This is a genomic window from Bacillus sp. ILBB4 (assembly GCF_035064545.1).
Lineage (GTDB): Bacteria > Bacillota > Bacilli > Bacillales > Bacillaceae_H > Priestia.
Genome location: NZ_JAIQVD010000003.1, coordinates 234,696 through 249,715 on the forward strand (window position 1 = coordinate 234,696; position 15,020 = coordinate 249,715).

Here is a 15,020-nt window from a genome sequence, read left to right on the forward strand (position 1 = left end):
AATGGAAAAATCAAATAAAGCAATTTTATTGATTCATGAAATATACGGTGTGAACAATCATATGAAGTTTATGAAAGAGAAATTGTCTAAGTTAGAGGCAGATATTATCTGTCCTAACTTATTATCTAAAGACGCTCCTTATAGCTATGAAGAAGAACGAATGGCTTATCAAAACTTTGTTCAAAACATTGGTATTGATGAGGGTTCAAGACAAATTACTAACATGTTAATTCAACTAAAACAGGAATATGAAGAAGTAGGAGTTATAGGCTTCAGTGTAGGAGCCACAATATCGTGGCTATGCAGTGAAAACAATTTGTGTGACTTTGTGATAGGCTGTTACGGATCGCGTATTAGAGACTATATAAATAGACGTCCTGTGTGTCCAACTCTTCTTATTTTTCCTGCTGAAGAGCAAACATTTGATGTAGACTCTTTAATAAACTCATTAGAGCAAAAAAGAGAGCCGCTTTTGAAAATCAAAAAGTTTTATGGATTTCATGGGTTTATGAATCCTTTTTCAAAAACCTTTAATAAAGAATCAGCAGACCAAGCCTTCCAAACCATAAGTGATTTTCTCGAAAAAAACTTAGCTGATAACCAGTATTATAATGAAAGTGATACCTTACAATAAGCAGAAACTGACCCTTTTTCAGTACATATACATGTATTAACATTTTCTTTAGACGTATTGAAAAGGGGCGAGGTTATGCTAAAGTCAGTTGAAATTGTAGGAACAGCAGTAAAGCTAGTACCGCTTGAAAAAATGCATGAGCAAGGACTCTATGAAGCTGCAAAACCGAAAGAAATTTGGGAGCATCTCCCGGTAAAAGTTCATAGTCTAAGTGATATGAAACGGCTGATTGAAAGTGCTTTAAAAGCAAAGCAAGAGGGAAGAGAGCTTCCTTTTGCTGTATTTGATATAGAGTCACATTCGATTGTAGGAAGCACGAGATTTTTAGATATATCGCTTCCTAACAAAAGCGTAGAAATAGGGTGGACGTGGTATCATCCATCCGTGTGGCGAACGCGAGTTAATACGGAGTGTAAGTATTTATTATTAAAATACTGTTTTGAAGAGCTGAAGCTTCACCGCGTTCAATTCAAAACGGATGTACGAAACAATCGGTCTAGAAAGGCTATTAAACGCTTGGGTGCCATGCAGGAAGGCATCAGCAGAAAACATATGGTTTTACCTGATGGATACGTACGAGATTCGGTTATCTTCAGTATAATTGACGACGAGTGGCCGTTTGTCAAAAAGCGACTAGAAGGTTTTTGACATGCAGCCAGTCAGGGAAATAAAGAAAATGCCAGCAATTAATGGCATTTAAAGATAAAAAGCACAAGCTATAGCTTGTGCTTTTTTATCTTTAAAGAGCTTCTTTAATAATTTTTTTATAGTAAAGAACAGATAAAATACCAAAAATAGAGTAGAGTGCAGTATAGACAATCATGACGATAATCATAGGTGTCCAAACTTCAGTTCCAAACAAGAACCAGCCGGATTGCACGGCAAAATAACTGTGAAGCAAGCCGATGACTAATGGGATGCCGAAGTTAAAGAGCTGCTTTATTTTAATGCCTTTTAATAAATTTTTTTCTGTGAAGCCGAGCTTTCTAAGAATGGTATAGTTTGGCTTTTCATCTTCACTTTCGTCCATTTGTTTAAAATAAAGAATGCAGCCTGATGTAATTAGAAATGCCAGTCCTAAAAAAGCAACAATGAACATGATTAGGCCCATATTTTGTTTTTGACTCACTGCCATTTCTATACGCGAGTTATTTAAGCTATCATCGCTGAATTTTATCTCTCCGAAAAGCTCATTTGCTTTTGGTAAGTTATCTTCATTTGATATGTCTATTCCAGTGTAGACAGAAGATTCTTTTTGAATAGAGGGGTCCGCATCCTTTTTTAGCTCATTAAATACGTGATCGTCTACAATGGCAGCAGGCATACCGCTTGTAAAATAGGTAGATAAGATAAATTTTCGGTTTAAACCTATAAACTTTTGCGGAATGACTTTTTTCTTTCCTTTTAGCTCAATTTGTCCGGAGTCTTTAAATGCCATTGCTTGTTGAAGCATATCATTAGAGCCGGTAAATAAAGTTTCATTTTGAGCTACGTTTACACCACCAACGGATTTTTCACTGACCATCGGAAAAATCATAGCGGACGAGTCTACCATTGGGCCTTCCAACTTATTTTCTAAGATGTTTTTTACGTTTGCTTTTACTTGGATGACGTCGATCTTTTTTTCCGTATATGCTATTTTCTTTCGTTCCAGCGCGGCTTTAAACGAAGCAGCGTCTTTTGAATTATTGATAGCAAAATCGTTAGGTACATAGTCTCCAGCCGACTTTTCAGCAGAGTAATAGGAAATGTAGCTCAAACATAAAAAACCGATAGCAAGAGCGGATACGGTTGTAATAACCGTTAGTAATAACGCGTTTGATTTCATTCGAAACATAATCGAAGAAAGAGATAATACATCGTTAATTGACAAATAGCCTTTTTTGCTTTTTCGCATAAGATTTAATAAAAATCGAACCGAGCCTTTATAAAACAAATAGGTTCCGAGGATAACTGAAGCTAAAATAGACACCATTGCGATTGACAAAGCATTCATGCTTGTAAAAGAACCGTCAAACAATTTAGCAGAAATATAGTAGCCGGAAGCAATAAAGATTATGCCAAGAATTCCAATAATAATTTCAAGTATACTGATTTTTTTTGTTTTGCCTTCTGTTGATGAAGTAACGCGGAATAGTGCTAAAATGGTCTGTCTTTTAATAAAAAGATAGTTCATCGTCATAATTAGCAAATAGATGACTCCAAACACAATCAGCGTTTGAATCAAGGCTTCTTCTGAAAAGTGAAGTTTGGCAATGCCTTTTGTATCGGTGATTTTAAATAAAATCATAATAATTACTTTAGAAAACGAAAATCCAATTAAAATGCCGACAATCAGCGAGCTAAAGTACAGCATAAAATTTTCAGCCGTCAAAATACGGAAAATTTTTGTTTTGGTCATGCCAATTAGCTGAAATAAGCCAATTTCTTTGCTGCGTCGTTTGATGAATATCGTGTTTGCATATAATAGAAAGATAGAAACGATGGCTACAAGTAAAACAGAAGCGGCCCGAACCGCTGCGCCTCCTTTAATGGAACCTTTGGTTGCATCAAGAGCCGGATCATACTGCAGCGTTACAAAAGCAAAATATAAAGCTGCGCTGAAAATTAGTGCAAAAACGTATAAATAATAGTTTTTTACATTCTTTTTGAAGTTGCGGAAAATCAGCTGATTAATGTTCATGTTGAACTCCGCCTAGCACGCCTTGAGTTTTCATAATATCGTCAAAAAAGGCTTTTTGCGTTTGATCGCCTTTGTACAGCTGCGTATAAATTTGTCCGTCTTTTATAAAAATGACTTTGCTGCAATAGCTGGCTGCCACTGGGTCATGCGTTACCATAACAATACTTGCGCTTCTTTTGTCATTAAGCTCGGTCAGTTTGTTTAACAAATCGCTGGCCGCTTTTGAGTCAAGTGCACCCGTTGGTTCGTCAGCAAAAATCATGCTTGGCTCATGAATAAAAGCTCTTGCAGCAGAGGTGCGCTGCTTTTGTCCGCCCGAAATTTCGTTTGGGTATTTATCTTTTAGCTCATAGATGCCGAGCTGTTTAGCTAGCGCATCAAATTTTTTGTGAGCTACTGCTGAAGGAGTTTTCGCAACGGAAAGAGGCAAGAGGATATTTTCTTTTACTGTAAGCGTGTCGAGCAAGTTATAGTCTTGAAAAATAAAGCCCAGATGGGTTTTTCGAAAGTTTGCTAACTGCTTTTCTTTCATTCTGCTAATTTCATTTCCTTCAATTTTAATCATTCCGCCGTTGATCTTATCAATAGAGGAAAGGACATTCAGAAGCGTCGTTTTACCTGAGCCTGAAGCGCCCATAATTCCTACAAATTCTCCTTTCATAATGGTAATATCTACGCCTTTTAATACTTCTTGTCTGTTAAACTTATTTCCGTAACTTTTATGAATATTAGTAGCTTCTAATACGTTCATATGTATTCACTCCTTTAATCTGATACGTTTATTATAGAAAAAGTGCTTTAGCTTTTCCTTTGATTCACCGAACAAATGACGAAAGCATGTGACATTTTTGTCACATGCTTTTCATATCAACAAAATCATTTGATTTAGGAAAGGCAAGTGTAAACGTCGTGTCTTGGTTAAGAACTGACTGCACGCCAATGTGAATCGAAAGAGCGTGGGCAGCTTTTTGAGCTAGATATAGACCCATGCCAGTGGCACGGCTGTCTTCATGCTGCGTAGTTGAGGTAAAACCTTTCTCAAAAATACGCGGCATATCTTGTGGAGAAATTCCCCGACCGCTATCTTTTACCTCGATATACACTTGACCATTATGCTCGTAGCTTCTAATCATCACGTCAGATTCTTCGCTGTACTTAACGGCGTTTGTTAAGAGCTGCCTCATAATAAACGAAAGCCACTTTGCGTCACTCAGTACACGTTCTGCCTGTAAGTCCAAATCAAATCCAATATTTTTTCTCATACACCAAGCTTGCAGTGTTTTGATTTCAGTGAAAATAAGGGACTCTAAATCCAGATGTTCAATATACATATCATTTTCGATAAAGAAAATACGCTTTTGATGCAGCTGTTGATCAAGTAAAAAGTGAATACGAAGCCATTCGAACGTCAAGTTTGCTTTAACCTCTTGATTTTCTAAGCGTTCAATCATTAAATGCATGGCAGTTAATGGCGTTTTAATTTCGTGAATCCAAGCTAACAGCTCATCTTTTTCCTGCGTCACGTGCAGCTGAGTTTGCACGCCATCTTTTTTCGCTTGTTCTAATTGTTGCATCAGATTTCGCTGAACAATCTTTTCAAACGGACGCAGTGGATGAGAAAAAGTGGAAGAATCAAAGAAGTCTTCTTCATCTTTTAGCTTTTGATAAAATTTCGTTTCTTTCTGATAGCGGAAGACGCAGAAAATAAGAAAGATAATGGATGATAAAAACACGATATAGAGAATCGAAGACAGAGGAATGGATTCATCAATATACGCGATAAATAGCATAAAAAAATGTATGATAAAAAAGAAAAGGATCCAGCTTAGACGCTCGCGAATAAAGAGTTTAATCATAGCGTTCCTCTTCAATGGCTACGTAGCCTTGGCCGACTTTTGTTTCAATAAAAGTTCCCAGTCCAATTTCATCTAATTTTTTTCGCAGGCGATTGACGTTTACCGTCAGCGTGTTGTCACTGATAAACCGTTTATCTTCCCACAAACTATTAATCAGTTCATCTCGGCTTACAATCGTATTCTTTTTATGTATTAAGCATTTTAAAATAAAGATTTCATTTTTGGTTAAATCAATAGCTGTAGATTCGGTTGATACTTTATTTTTTTCGTAATCAATCGTTGCGCCTTGCCACGAAAGAAGGTTTACTTGCTCAACGCTGTAATTATACACGCGGCGGAGAAGGGCCTGTATTTTTGCTACAAGCACATCAAAATGAAACGGCTTTTGCACAAAGTCGTCTGCTCCAAACTGCATAGACATTACCATATCAGAAGGATGATCACGTGAAGATAGGAAGATGATAGGGATTTTTGAATGAGAACGAATCATTCTGCACCAGTGAAATCCGTCATACTTCGGCAGCTGAATATCCATAATAACCAAATCAGGTTTTACCTCGCTAAACTCCTGCATAACGTTGCTGAAATCACGGATGCCGTAAACATCATAAGACCATTGCTCCAACCGCTCTTTCAGTTCGTTAAACAGCGTTACATCGTCTTCAATTAAAAAAAGTTTAAACAATAACACGTACCACGCTTTCTGTTTTTATACTTATTTTATAGCAATATCCTTTTATTTACCATATGTGATAGTAGATTCACCGGCGTTCTTTATAAAATGTGAAAGAATAGCTTTCGACGAGCATAGTTTATAAACATATATTGAACTTTAGTGAAAAAGGGAGAGCTGTTATGAAAGCAATGGTATGTACAAAGTATGGTAAACCAGATGTTCTTCAGCTTCAAGAAGTGGAAAAGCCTATTCCAAAAGAGAATGAAATACTGATAAAAATTTATGCAACCACGGTCACATCGGGCGACTGCAGAGTAAGGAGCTTTAATAGTCCACTGCTGTTGTGGCTTCCAATGCGAATAGTTTTGGGGTTACGGAAGCCTAGAAAATCAATACTAGGTGTAGAGCTGGCCGGAGAAGTAGAAGACGTCGGAAAGAACGTAACGCGGTTCAAAAAAGGCGACCAGCTGTTTGCAATGACAGGTATGAAGTTCGGAGGATATGCGGAATATATCTGCTTACCAGAAAAGGGGACAATAGCCGTAAAGCCAGAGAATGTAACCTATGAAGAAGCCGCCTCTATTTCTTTCGGCGGCACGACGGCTCTGCATTTTTTTAGAAAAGGAACCATTCAAACCGGGCAAAAGGTGCTTATCTACGGTGCTTCAGGTGCCGTAGGAACTGCCGCTGTACAGCTTGCTAACTATTACGGAGCTGAAGTGACAGGCGTGTGCAGTGCTAAAAATAGTGAACTAGTAAAGTCTTTAGGAGCAGACCTCGTCATCGACTACCAAAACGAAGATTTTACTGAAAAACAAGAAAGATACGATCTTATCTTTGATGCGGTTGGGAAAATCACAAAAAATCAGTGCAAGGAAGCGTTAGCCTTAAATGGACGCTTTGTTTCGGTCGAAGGGCAAGGAATTGCCAAAGTGCAGACGAAAGATTTATTACTTCTTAAAAAACTGATGGAAGAAGGACAGATCCAATCAGTGATTGATAGATGCTACTCTTTAGAACAAGTTCCAGAAGCTCATGAGTATGTAGAAACCGGACATAAGATAGGGAGCGTAGTCGTTACGTTAAAAAAGTAAAAAAGAGAATCTCTATAAAAGATCCTCTTTTTTATGATATTAAACTTTACTCTCCGCCTTTAATCCAAAGTTCAAGAGGAAGCCCTACAAGGTTCTTTCCGATCCATTCTCTGGCAATATTATTAGAAGGGCCCATAGCAATGCCCGCTCTGGCATCTCGGAACAAACGTTCAATAGGGCCTTTTTTATAGCCGTATCCGCCGCTTACATCCAATGCAATTCGCGTTGCTTTGTTAGCTACTTCTGAAGCGTGCACTTTAAATTCAGTCAGCGGGAGGGTAAGGACACCTTGTGCTTTTTGTTCAGCTTGTAAAATATCAAGCTGTTCTGCCAAGTCAATTTGCCATGGTTTTGTGCTTTCAATGAGGACTTTTGCTTCAGCAATCTGCTGGCGAATGACTTGATAGTCGCTAAGCTGGTTATTAAAATCGCGGTGAATCGTTCGCGTTGCATGGTTAACCGCAAGCTCTAGCGCATGTTCCGCTACTCCAAGCCAAGCAGAACCAAGGCCAATTAAATAAATAGGGGAAACGCCGTTTAAGACGATTTCTTTCCCTGTTTCTTCACTGCCTAGAAGATCTTCTTTTGGCACGTGTACATTTTTATAAGAAATCGGACCGCTGTGATTACCGCGAACGCCCAGCGCTTCCCATGGACTTGCGGTGATGCCGTCTGATTTTCCATCTACAATAAAAAAGCTAATATCCGTTGCTTCTTGTGCTTCAGGGCTGCGTGTTTGAACGACATAAAAATCAGCTTGCCCGGCGCTCGTAGTAAATGATTTGTCAGCATTAACTACATAATCTTCGTCATTTCGCTGCGCTTGACTGAAGTTGTACCACCAGTGTCCTCCTGAGGCTTTTTCACTTGTAGAGTACGTACCAATCAGCCCTTGGTCAATTGGTTGTAACCAACGTTTCTTTTGATCGTCATTTCCGTACAGCGTGATAGTTTGAATCGCTCCGACATGCATCACGTAAACTAAAGCAGTAGAAGCACAGGCTTTTGCAATTTCTTCAGCTACAATCGCAAAAGCCACGTGATCAAGTTCTAAGCCGCTGTATGCTTTTGGTACAAGAATATTTCCCCAGCCTGCTTTAATAAGCGCTTCTAAATTTTCTCGTGGAAAAACGCCTTCTTCATCTGTAAGGGCTGCATTAGGCCGGATCACTTCATCTACAAGAGAAGCGATTTTCTCGCGGATGGACGCGTAATAAGCGCGCGTTGATTGATTGTATACAGGACGTGCAGAAATTTCGACTGACATAACATACCTCCAAAAATTTTAATGTTTGTTACGATAAACTATTTACAATGCGCCCGCTTTTTCTTTTAGTTCCTGTTCTTTTTGTCTTACGAGCGGAATGATGGTTTCGCCAAACGTTTTGATTTCTTCTTCATAATGTAAAAAGCCTGTCAAAATAATGTCCACGCCGATTTTTTTCAGTTCGATAATTTGATTGGCGACTTGTTCGGCTGTTCCGATAAGGCCAGTTCGAAAGCCATCATTGTACTGAACTAAGTTTTCAAATGAAGAGTTTGCCCACATGCCTTCACCTTGAGGAGAAGCTTTGCCCGCAAATTTCACTTGACTTTCAAATCCTTCAACGGCTTCTTTATCTGCTTGTAGAACAATTTCTTTTAGCACTTGTTTTGCTTTTTCTTCTGTTTCACGGACAATGACAAACCCGTTCACGCCGAATTGAATATCACGGCCGTTTGCGTTTGCTTTTACATCTTCAATTTGGTTTTTTAAGTTTTCAATCGAGTTGCCGTTCATGAAATAAACGTCTGATACTCGGCCTGCCATTTCACGGGCGGCTTTAGAGTTTCCTCCTTGAAATACTTTTGGCGGCTGAAGAGGCTTTGGTTTTAGCGGTGCGTCATTTAATCGGTAAAAGTCTCCTTTGAACGTAGTCGTTTCGTTTTTCCATAGTTCTTGAAGCACGTTAATAAATTCTTCAGAACGGCGGTAGCGCTCGTCATGATCTAGCCATGGTTCGCCGTAGCCGTTAAATTCGCCTTTAAACCAGCCGCTTACAACGTTCACAGAGACGCGTCCGTTGCTGATATGATCAATAGTCGAAATGATTTTAGCAAATACGCCGGGATGCCATAGCCCCGGAAGAACCGCTGTAATAATGTTGATTTTTTTAGTAGTGGCAGCCAGTGCAGAAGCGAGAGTCGCAGCTTCTAGTTGATTTTCAGCTCCATAGCTTGCAAAAAATCTAGTTTGCAAGAGAACATAATCAAAGCCCACCTGCTCGGCAATTTGGGCATACTGGCTGTTTGCTTCAAATGACCACTCTGTTTTTTGAGGAATGTTGGAAATGACAAGGCCTCCGCTTACGTTCGGGGCCCAATAAGCAAATTGCAAACTCATATGTAACGCCTCCTTAGTTAAGTATTGAAAATAAATGAGCTGGGTAAAACATTCATCTCCTTAAATGCCAAAGGCTCTTATCTCGCTTCAAGTTGAAGAGAAGATAAGAGCCTTCAGTAGCCTGACAGGCGGTACGGATGCTGAATGTACATATAGTTATATCACCGGTTATTCCGATAGTCAAAGTGTGTTTTAAGAAATTTAAAAAGAATGAAATCGTAATTAAGTTTAACTAAAGAAGGAAGAGATCATCTATTTTAACCAAAAACAAACTTGACTTATAGGAATAGTGAGTATACTATTCAAATATGTTAAACAAATGAGAAATAAACATCTATTTTTTCTAAATAAATAGCCGTTTAAAAACGATCGACCAGACGACTGGAGATGCTTTGAACAATCAAAGCATCTCTTTTTTATTTGTCGTAAAAAGGAGGAAGTATACGTTGAGTGAAAAAAGAAAGCTGAAGCTAGGAGCAAATATTAAAGGACTTGGAAATACGACGGATGGATGGAGACATCCGGACGTAGAGCCTGATGCGAGCATTAATATTGAGTTTTACAAGAGGCAAGCGCTTATATTGGAAAAAGGACTGTTCAGCTTTGTCTTTATTGCGGATGGGTTAGCAATATCAGAAAAGTCCATTCCTCACTTTTTAAATCGTTTTGAGCCCATTACGCTGCTGTCAGCTATTGCTGCTTCTACGAATCACATCGGTTTAGTTGGGACGGTTTCAACAAGTTTCAGTGAGCCTTTTACCATCGCTCGTCAGCTGATGTCTCTTGATCATATCAGCGGTGGGCGAGCGGGATGGAACTTAGTCACTTCTCCACAAGAAGGGGCAGCGCGCAATCACAGCAGAGGATATCTTCCTCTTCACAGCGAGCGATACGAAATAGCAAAAGAGCATCTCGACGTAGTAAAAGGGCTGTGGGATTCGTGGGAAGATGATGCTTTTACTTACCAAAAAGAAACCGGTCAGTTTTTTGATCCAAAGAAAATGCATACTCTTGGATTTAAAGGCAAGCACTTTCAAGTTCAAGGGCCGTTAAATATTGCTCGTTCAAAGCAGGCACATCCGGTTGTGTTTCAAGCGGGTTCATCAGAAAGAGGAAGAGGATTCGGAGCGGAAAATGCCGATGCGATTTATACCAATGCAAATACACTAGAAGAAGCGCAGGCATTCTATCAAGATATGAAAAACAGAGTAAAAAATCACGGGAGAAATCCTGAAGAGCTTCTCATTTTTCCAAGTATTGATTTAATTATAGGAGATAGCGAGGAAGATGTAGAAAGAAGATATGGAGAGCTTGCCGCTTTAATTCCAATTGATCATGCCATTACATATTTAGCTCGTTTTTTTGATGATTATGATTTTCATCAATTTGACGTAGACGCACCGTTTCCAGAGTTAGGGGATATAGGAACAAATGCGTTTCAAAGCACTACAAATAAAATTAAACAAGCGGCAGCTGCTAGGAAGTTAACGTTAAGACAAGTAGCACTTGAAACAATTTTACCGCATTCGCCGTTTTCAGGGACGCCGGAGCATGTAGCGAATGAAATGCAAAAATGGCATGAGCAAGAAGCAGCGGATGGATTTGTGCTTCGCCCGTTTATGAGCGATACGTTTCATCAGTTTGTGGAAAAAGTGGTGCCGATTTTACAAGAGCGTGGCCTTTACGACACTTCATATGAAAGCAGTACGCTGCGCGGAAATTTGGACCTTTCCGTTCCACATAATCGATATAGTCAAACAAAGGAGGAGTATGTGTATGACAGTCAAATTAATCAGTGAATACAGCGTCACAGAAAGCTTAAAAAAGCAGGTAATTGAGTGGAGAAGACATTTTCATCGCTATCCTGAATTATCGTTTCAAGAACACCGAACGTCTCAGTTTGTTGAAGATACGCTTCGTTCGTTTGGAAGCTTTATCATTACTCGTCCTACCCCAACAAGCGTGGTGGCTAGATTAATAGGAAAAGAAGAGGGAAAAGTGGTTGCGATCCGAGCGGATATGGACGCGCTGCCGATTGAAGAAGAAAACACGTTTGCATTTGCCTCGGTTCATAAAGGCATGATGCATGCATGCGGACATGACGGTCATACGGCTATTTTATTAGGAGTAGCTTCTGTTCTTTCTCAGTTAGGAGATGAATTTAAAGGAGAAATCCGCTTGATTTTTCAACACGCAGAAGAGCTGCTGCCAGGAGGGGCACAGGAGCTTGTTAAAGAAGGCGCGATGGAAGGTGTGGATTACGTAATTGGCACGCATTTGAATTCTGGTCTTCCCATCGGAGAAATCGGCGTGCTTGCAGGTCCTATGATGGCTTCGCCTGACACGTTTAATATATCGATTAAAGGAAAAGGAGGACACGCCGCAGCGCCTCACGAAGCAGTTGATGCTATTGTTGTAGGAGCACAAATTGTGACGAACCTTCAAACGATTGTTTCAAGAACTACCAATCCAATTGATAAATTAGTCGTATCGGTTACACAATTTCACGGAGGAACTACGCACAATGTACTTCCTGATAAAGTGGAGCTTAATGGTACCGTTCGCAGCTTTGACGCAGCTCTGCGAGAAAAAGTTCCGGCACAAATTGATCGAATTGTAAAAGGACTAACAGAAGCCTACGGTGCAGAGTACACGTTTACGTATGAAAAAGGGTATCATCCCGTCATTAATTCTGAAGAAATTACAAGGTTAATTGAAGAAACAGCTATCGAAGAATATGGAGAAGAATGTGTAAAGACGCTGTCTCCTAAAATGGGAGGAGAAGATTTTTCAGCTTATCTGCAGGAAACGGAAGGAGCATTTTTTAACATCGGAGCACGAAATGAAGAACAGGGCATCGTATACCCTCATCATCATCCGAAGTTTACGGTAGATGAAGACTCGCTTGAAATTGGAGTAAAGATGTTTTTGCGCATAACAGAAAAGCTATTGGCTCGTTAAAAAAAGAACAAGAACCAAATAGGTTCTTGTTCTTTTTTATGTATTCTTATTTCGTATCCTTATAGTTCGTCGCAAATCCTGCTGCAATTAAACCAATCAAACCCAGCACTCCTACAATAACGGTTATGATCACTATACTCACCTCAATCGCTCTTAATAATGCGCTTTCATTTGTTTAATTTTACCATTAGTCTTCATGTGAAAGAAGCTTTTCTTTTAAAGGCTCTAGCTTCTTAAATTTTTGATCGTAGCTTTGTCGTTTTAACATGTCATTAGTGATGATTAGTGCATCTTCTCTACGCCCTGCATACAAGTAAGCTTCAATGACTTCGTCAAATCCTTCTGAGTAAGGAAATTTTTCATATTTTGCTAGTTTAAATGAGGCGTCGTAGTGTTTCGTTGCTTGTTCATACTGCTTTAGTTTCAAAAGCATACGCCCGTTTGCTAAATGTAAATCAGCTCGTTCTAAATCGGTAAGGGTATGGAGTTCGATCCCTTGGTTGCGTATATCAAGAGCATCTTCATATCGCTTTTTTTCTTCTAGCTCAAACGCTTTCTCGTAAAAATGACCAAACTTCGTTAGGGGTCTTCTTGATTTATAGAACTTGTAAATGCCGTATAGGATCAAAAGCAGTAACCAAAGCAACTCGTTCAACTCTCTTTCTTTATGTATAATATTTATATTAAAGGAAATTAAATTCTGTTGATAGATTTATGAAAGACGCTTGGAGGAATATGATGGTCATTAACCAGCAAATCTATAATGTAAAAGGACTTCAGTACATCATTCGCTCAGCTGCCACTAACGATGCAGATGAATTGTCTCACCTTAGAGTTCAGCTAGACGGAGAAACGGAAAACTTAGATCGTGAACCAGGAGAAGGGTATATGGACGAATCCGATTTTGAAAAACTTATTCAACGTGACACAGAAAGTAAACGAAACTTATTTTTAGTAGCAAGTGTACATAATGAAATTGTCGGGTTTTCAAGATGCGAAGGCAACGAGTTGAAACGATTTGCCCACAAAGCAGAGTTTGGCGTATGCATCGCAAAAGAATGTTGGGGATACGGAATTGGCAAAGAGCTTTTACAGCAGTCCGTACTGTGGGCAGATAGCGCGGGCATGAAGAAAATGACGCTGAATGTGCTAGAGACCAATAAAAAAGCGATTGATTTATATACAAAGTTCGGGTTTGAAATAGAAGGGGTATTAAAAAATGACAAGCTGCTGTCAGACGGCAAGTACTATAGTACGGTGATGATGGGGAGGTTTAATGGATAAGAGAACATGGCGCTGGAAAAACAGCGCCTTGTTCTCTTATTTTTTAGTTTCACGAACCCATTTGACAATATCATCAATGACATAAGAAGGAATGTTGGCTGAAACAGCATATTCATCGGGCGTGCTTTTTTCACCAGTTCCTTCTGTGAAAAAGTGGTTGAGCTTTGGATAAAGCTTAAAAGAAGTGTCGGAACGCTGAGATAAGCTTTGTTTCCAGCCTTCAAAATCTTCGGTCGTTACTTGATAATCACGCGCTCCTTGTAAAAAAAGCAGAGGCGTATCCTGAGATTTTGCGACTTCTGCAGGTTGCCAGTGAGCTAAGTCATACCAAAAATAAGGCGTGCCAAGCAGGAATTCTTTTGGCGGCTGAGCTGGTGAAAAGCTTGGATCTTGTAAAATGGCAAACTGCTGTTGGAAAAAAGCAAGCTGCTCTTTCGGAAGCTGATTCAGCGATACAAGATAGGCAAATTGTTCAAGCATTAACTCTGGAAGTGTGCGGCTCGGTGCAGCAAGTAAAATAGAGCCGCGCACGCTTTTATCTGGCGTGTGATTTAAAATCCTGGGCATCATCATGCCGCCTTGACTGTGTCCTAGTATAAAAATATTGCGGCTGTCGATGCCTTTTTGTTTCGCCATTGCTTTGACTGCGAGTACGGCATCATCCGTTGTTTCATCATCAACGTTTATTTTACTTTCACAGGACATCTTAGCTGTATGTTCGTATGTACGCTTATTGTAGCGTAAAACGGCGATTCCTTGAGAAGCCAGTCCTGAAGCCAGATCTCGAAACGGCTTTAAGCTCATAAACGTTTCATCTTGATCAGAAGGACCTGATCCATGAACTAAAATGACAACGGGTACATTTTGATGCTTTGAGCGTGTTGGAAGAGTGAGCGTTGCTGGAAGTTCGTAAGGTGCTTTGCCGATTGAAAGCTGTTTTTCACTGTAATTCTTAGGGATGCCATAAGGCGGTGTAGAAAACGAAAACTGGCGCTCCTCCGGTACGATTCGCCAATCATCAATTTGCCGATTTTGACTAAATCGAACGGTTAAAGTAGCTGATACGTGTTCAAATTCAATTGGAATTTCTATATTTCTATGAACGGTATTGACCTCACCTTGTACAGATATACCAATCTTTTTTACAGAACCAAACTGAGCCGTTAGAGCTGACCACCATGTTTTTAGGTTGTCTTCACTCATTTTGGACTGCAGGCTGCGGGAAAAGTAGCGCTTAGCTTCTTTTGCTTTGCCGTTCGCTACATTCGTTAAAAATGCGTTTGCTCGTTTGACTTCAATTTTTGCTGAATGATGAGCCGCATTTGCCACTGCTTCAGCTTGAACAGATGAAGTGGACATAGGGAGTACTTGAAGCCCGAGTGCTAAAGAAACAGCGAGTGGAAGGGCAGCTTTTACTTTTTTCATACATCATCCTCCTTGGCGATTCTT

At 39.7% G+C, this 15,020-nt stretch carries 14 protein-coding genes; 6 read left to right on the plus strand and 8 right to left on the minus strand.

Features of this window, described 5'->3' with window-relative positions; translation table 11 throughout:
- The first annotated feature begins 1 nt into the window (after position 1).
- Entirely contained in the window at positions 2-634 is a 633-nt protein-coding gene (locus LAV82_RS13165) for a dienelactone hydrolase family protein (protein ID WP_029323052.1), read from the plus strand.
- A 75-nt stretch (positions 635-709) separates the two neighbouring features.
- Positions 710-1,282 carry a GNAT family N-acetyltransferase gene (locus tag LAV82_RS13170; RefSeq protein ID WP_499716232.1) on the plus strand — a complete coding sequence of 191 codons (573 nt, stop codon included), beginning with the start codon at positions 710-712 and terminating at the stop codon, positions 1,280-1,282.
- Between the two features lie 91 nt (positions 1,283-1,373).
- On the opposite strand, the gene LAV82_RS13175 is transcribed toward LAV82_RS13170, so the two are convergent.
- From LAV82_RS13175 to LAV82_RS13190, 4 genes are all read right to left on the minus strand, one after another.
- Positions 1,374-3,317: an ABC transporter permease gene (locus tag LAV82_RS13175; RefSeq protein ID WP_499716233.1), complete on the minus strand. Its 1,944-nt coding sequence runs from the start codon at positions 3,315-3,317 to the stop codon at positions 1,374-1,376.
- A complete protein-coding gene (locus LAV82_RS13180) occupies positions 3,307-4,068 on the minus strand; it encodes an ABC transporter ATP-binding protein (RefSeq protein WP_211077764.1) in 762 nt (253 codons plus the stop codon). Before LAV82_RS13180 ends, LAV82_RS13175 begins: the two co-directional genes overlap by 11 nt.
- Positions 4,069-4,168: 100 nt before the next feature.
- On the minus strand, positions 4,169-5,173 hold the full coding sequence (locus LAV82_RS13185; RefSeq protein ID WP_499716234.1) for a sensor histidine kinase: 1,005 nt from the start codon (positions 5,171-5,173) through the stop codon (positions 4,169-4,171).
- Complete coding sequence (locus LAV82_RS13190) at positions 5,166-5,858, minus strand: response regulator transcription factor (protein WP_029323039.1); 693 nt, start codon at positions 5,856-5,858, stop codon at positions 5,166-5,168. The genes LAV82_RS13185 and LAV82_RS13190 overlap by 8 nt, the downstream gene beginning before the upstream one ends.
- Positions 5,859-6,028: 170 nt before the next feature.
- Here LAV82_RS13190 and LAV82_RS13195 point away from each other — a divergent pair, with 170 nt between their 5' ends.
- Positions 6,029-6,943 (plus strand): NAD(P)-dependent alcohol dehydrogenase, encoded by a 915-nt coding sequence (locus LAV82_RS13195; RefSeq protein ID WP_063672124.1) that lies wholly within the window; start codon positions 6,029-6,031, stop codon positions 6,941-6,943.
- Between the two features lie 46 nt (positions 6,944-6,989).
- On the opposite strand, the gene LAV82_RS13200 is transcribed toward LAV82_RS13195, so the two are convergent.
- The gene (locus LAV82_RS13200) at positions 6,990-8,210 is read right to left on the minus strand and encodes an acyl-CoA dehydrogenase family protein (RefSeq protein WP_013058024.1); all 1,221 of its coding nucleotides are present in this window, start codon (positions 8,208-8,210) and stop codon (positions 6,990-6,992) included.
- 42 nt (positions 8,211-8,252) lie between these two features.
- Positions 8,253-9,326 carry a dimethylsulfone monooxygenase SfnG gene (gene sfnG, locus LAV82_RS13205; RefSeq protein ID WP_499716235.1) on the minus strand — a complete coding sequence of 358 codons (1,074 nt, stop codon included), beginning with the start codon at positions 9,324-9,326 and terminating at the stop codon, positions 8,253-8,255.
- A gap of 446 nt (positions 9,327-9,772) precedes the next feature.
- Here sfnG and LAV82_RS13210 point away from each other — a divergent pair, with 446 nt between their 5' ends.
- Complete coding sequence (locus tag LAV82_RS13210; protein ID WP_499716236.1) at positions 9,773-11,125, plus strand: LLM class flavin-dependent oxidoreductase; 1,353 nt, start codon at positions 9,773-9,775, stop codon at positions 11,123-11,125.
- Entirely contained in the window at positions 11,103-12,287 is a 1,185-nt protein-coding gene (locus LAV82_RS13215) for a M20 family metallopeptidase (protein WP_499716237.1), read from the plus strand. Before LAV82_RS13210 ends, LAV82_RS13215 begins: the two co-directional genes overlap by 23 nt.
- A gap of 187 nt (positions 12,288-12,474) precedes the next feature.
- Here LAV82_RS13215 and LAV82_RS13220 read toward each other — a convergent pair whose 3' ends face one another.
- Positions 12,475-12,933 (minus strand): hypothetical protein, encoded by a 459-nt coding sequence (locus LAV82_RS13220; RefSeq protein WP_214986177.1) that lies wholly within the window; start codon positions 12,931-12,933, stop codon positions 12,475-12,477.
- 92 nt (positions 12,934-13,025) lie between these two features.
- Here LAV82_RS13220 and LAV82_RS13225 point away from each other — a divergent pair, with 92 nt between their 5' ends.
- Entirely contained in the window at positions 13,026-13,571 is a 546-nt protein-coding gene (locus LAV82_RS13225; protein ID WP_499716238.1) for a GNAT family N-acetyltransferase, read from the plus strand.
- 36 nt (positions 13,572-13,607) lie between these two features.
- Here LAV82_RS13225 and LAV82_RS13230 read toward each other — a convergent pair whose 3' ends face one another.
- Positions 13,608-14,996, minus strand: a complete 1,389-nt coding sequence (locus tag LAV82_RS13230; RefSeq protein ID WP_499716239.1) for an alpha/beta fold hydrolase — start codon at positions 14,994-14,996, stop codon at positions 13,608-13,610.
- Positions 14,997-15,020: the final 24 nt, after the last annotated feature.

Bases quoted from the DNA above. Each gene is read 5' to 3' on its own strand.
- LAV82_RS13165 (WP_029323052.1), top strand. From the start codon at position 2: ATGGAAAAATCAAATAAAGCAATTTTATTGATTCATGAAATATACGGT.
- LAV82_RS13170 (WP_499716232.1), top strand. From the start codon at position 710: ATGCTAAAGTCAGTTGAAATTGTAGGAACAGCAGTAAAGCTAGTACCG.
- LAV82_RS13175 (WP_499716233.1), bottom strand. From the start codon at position 3,317: ATGAACATTAATCAGCTGATTTTCCGCAACTTCAAAAAGAATGTAAAA.
- LAV82_RS13180 (WP_211077764.1), bottom strand. From the start codon at position 4,068: ATGAACGTATTAGAAGCTACTAATATTCATAAAAGTTACGGAAATAAG.
- LAV82_RS13185 (WP_499716234.1), bottom strand. From the start codon at position 5,173: ATGATTAAACTCTTTATTCGCGAGCGTCTAAGCTGGATCCTTTTCTTT.
- LAV82_RS13195 (WP_063672124.1), top strand. From the start codon at position 6,029: ATGAAAGCAATGGTATGTACAAAGTATGGTAAACCAGATGTTCTTCAG.
- LAV82_RS13200 (WP_013058024.1), bottom strand. From the start codon at position 8,210: ATGTCAGTCGAAATTTCTGCACGTCCTGTATACAATCAATCAACGCGC.
- sfnG (WP_499716235.1), bottom strand. From the start codon at position 9,326: ATGAGTTTGCAATTTGCTTATTGGGCCCCGAACGTAAGCGGAGGCCTT.
- LAV82_RS13215 (WP_499716237.1), top strand. From the start codon at position 11,103: ATGACAGTCAAATTAATCAGTGAATACAGCGTCACAGAAAGCTTAAAA.
- LAV82_RS13225 (WP_499716238.1), top strand. From the start codon at position 13,026: ATGGTCATTAACCAGCAAATCTATAATGTAAAAGGACTTCAGTACATC.
- LAV82_RS13230 (WP_499716239.1), bottom strand. From the start codon at position 14,996: ATGAAAAAAGTAAAAGCTGCCCTTCCACTCGCTGTTTCTTTAGCACTC.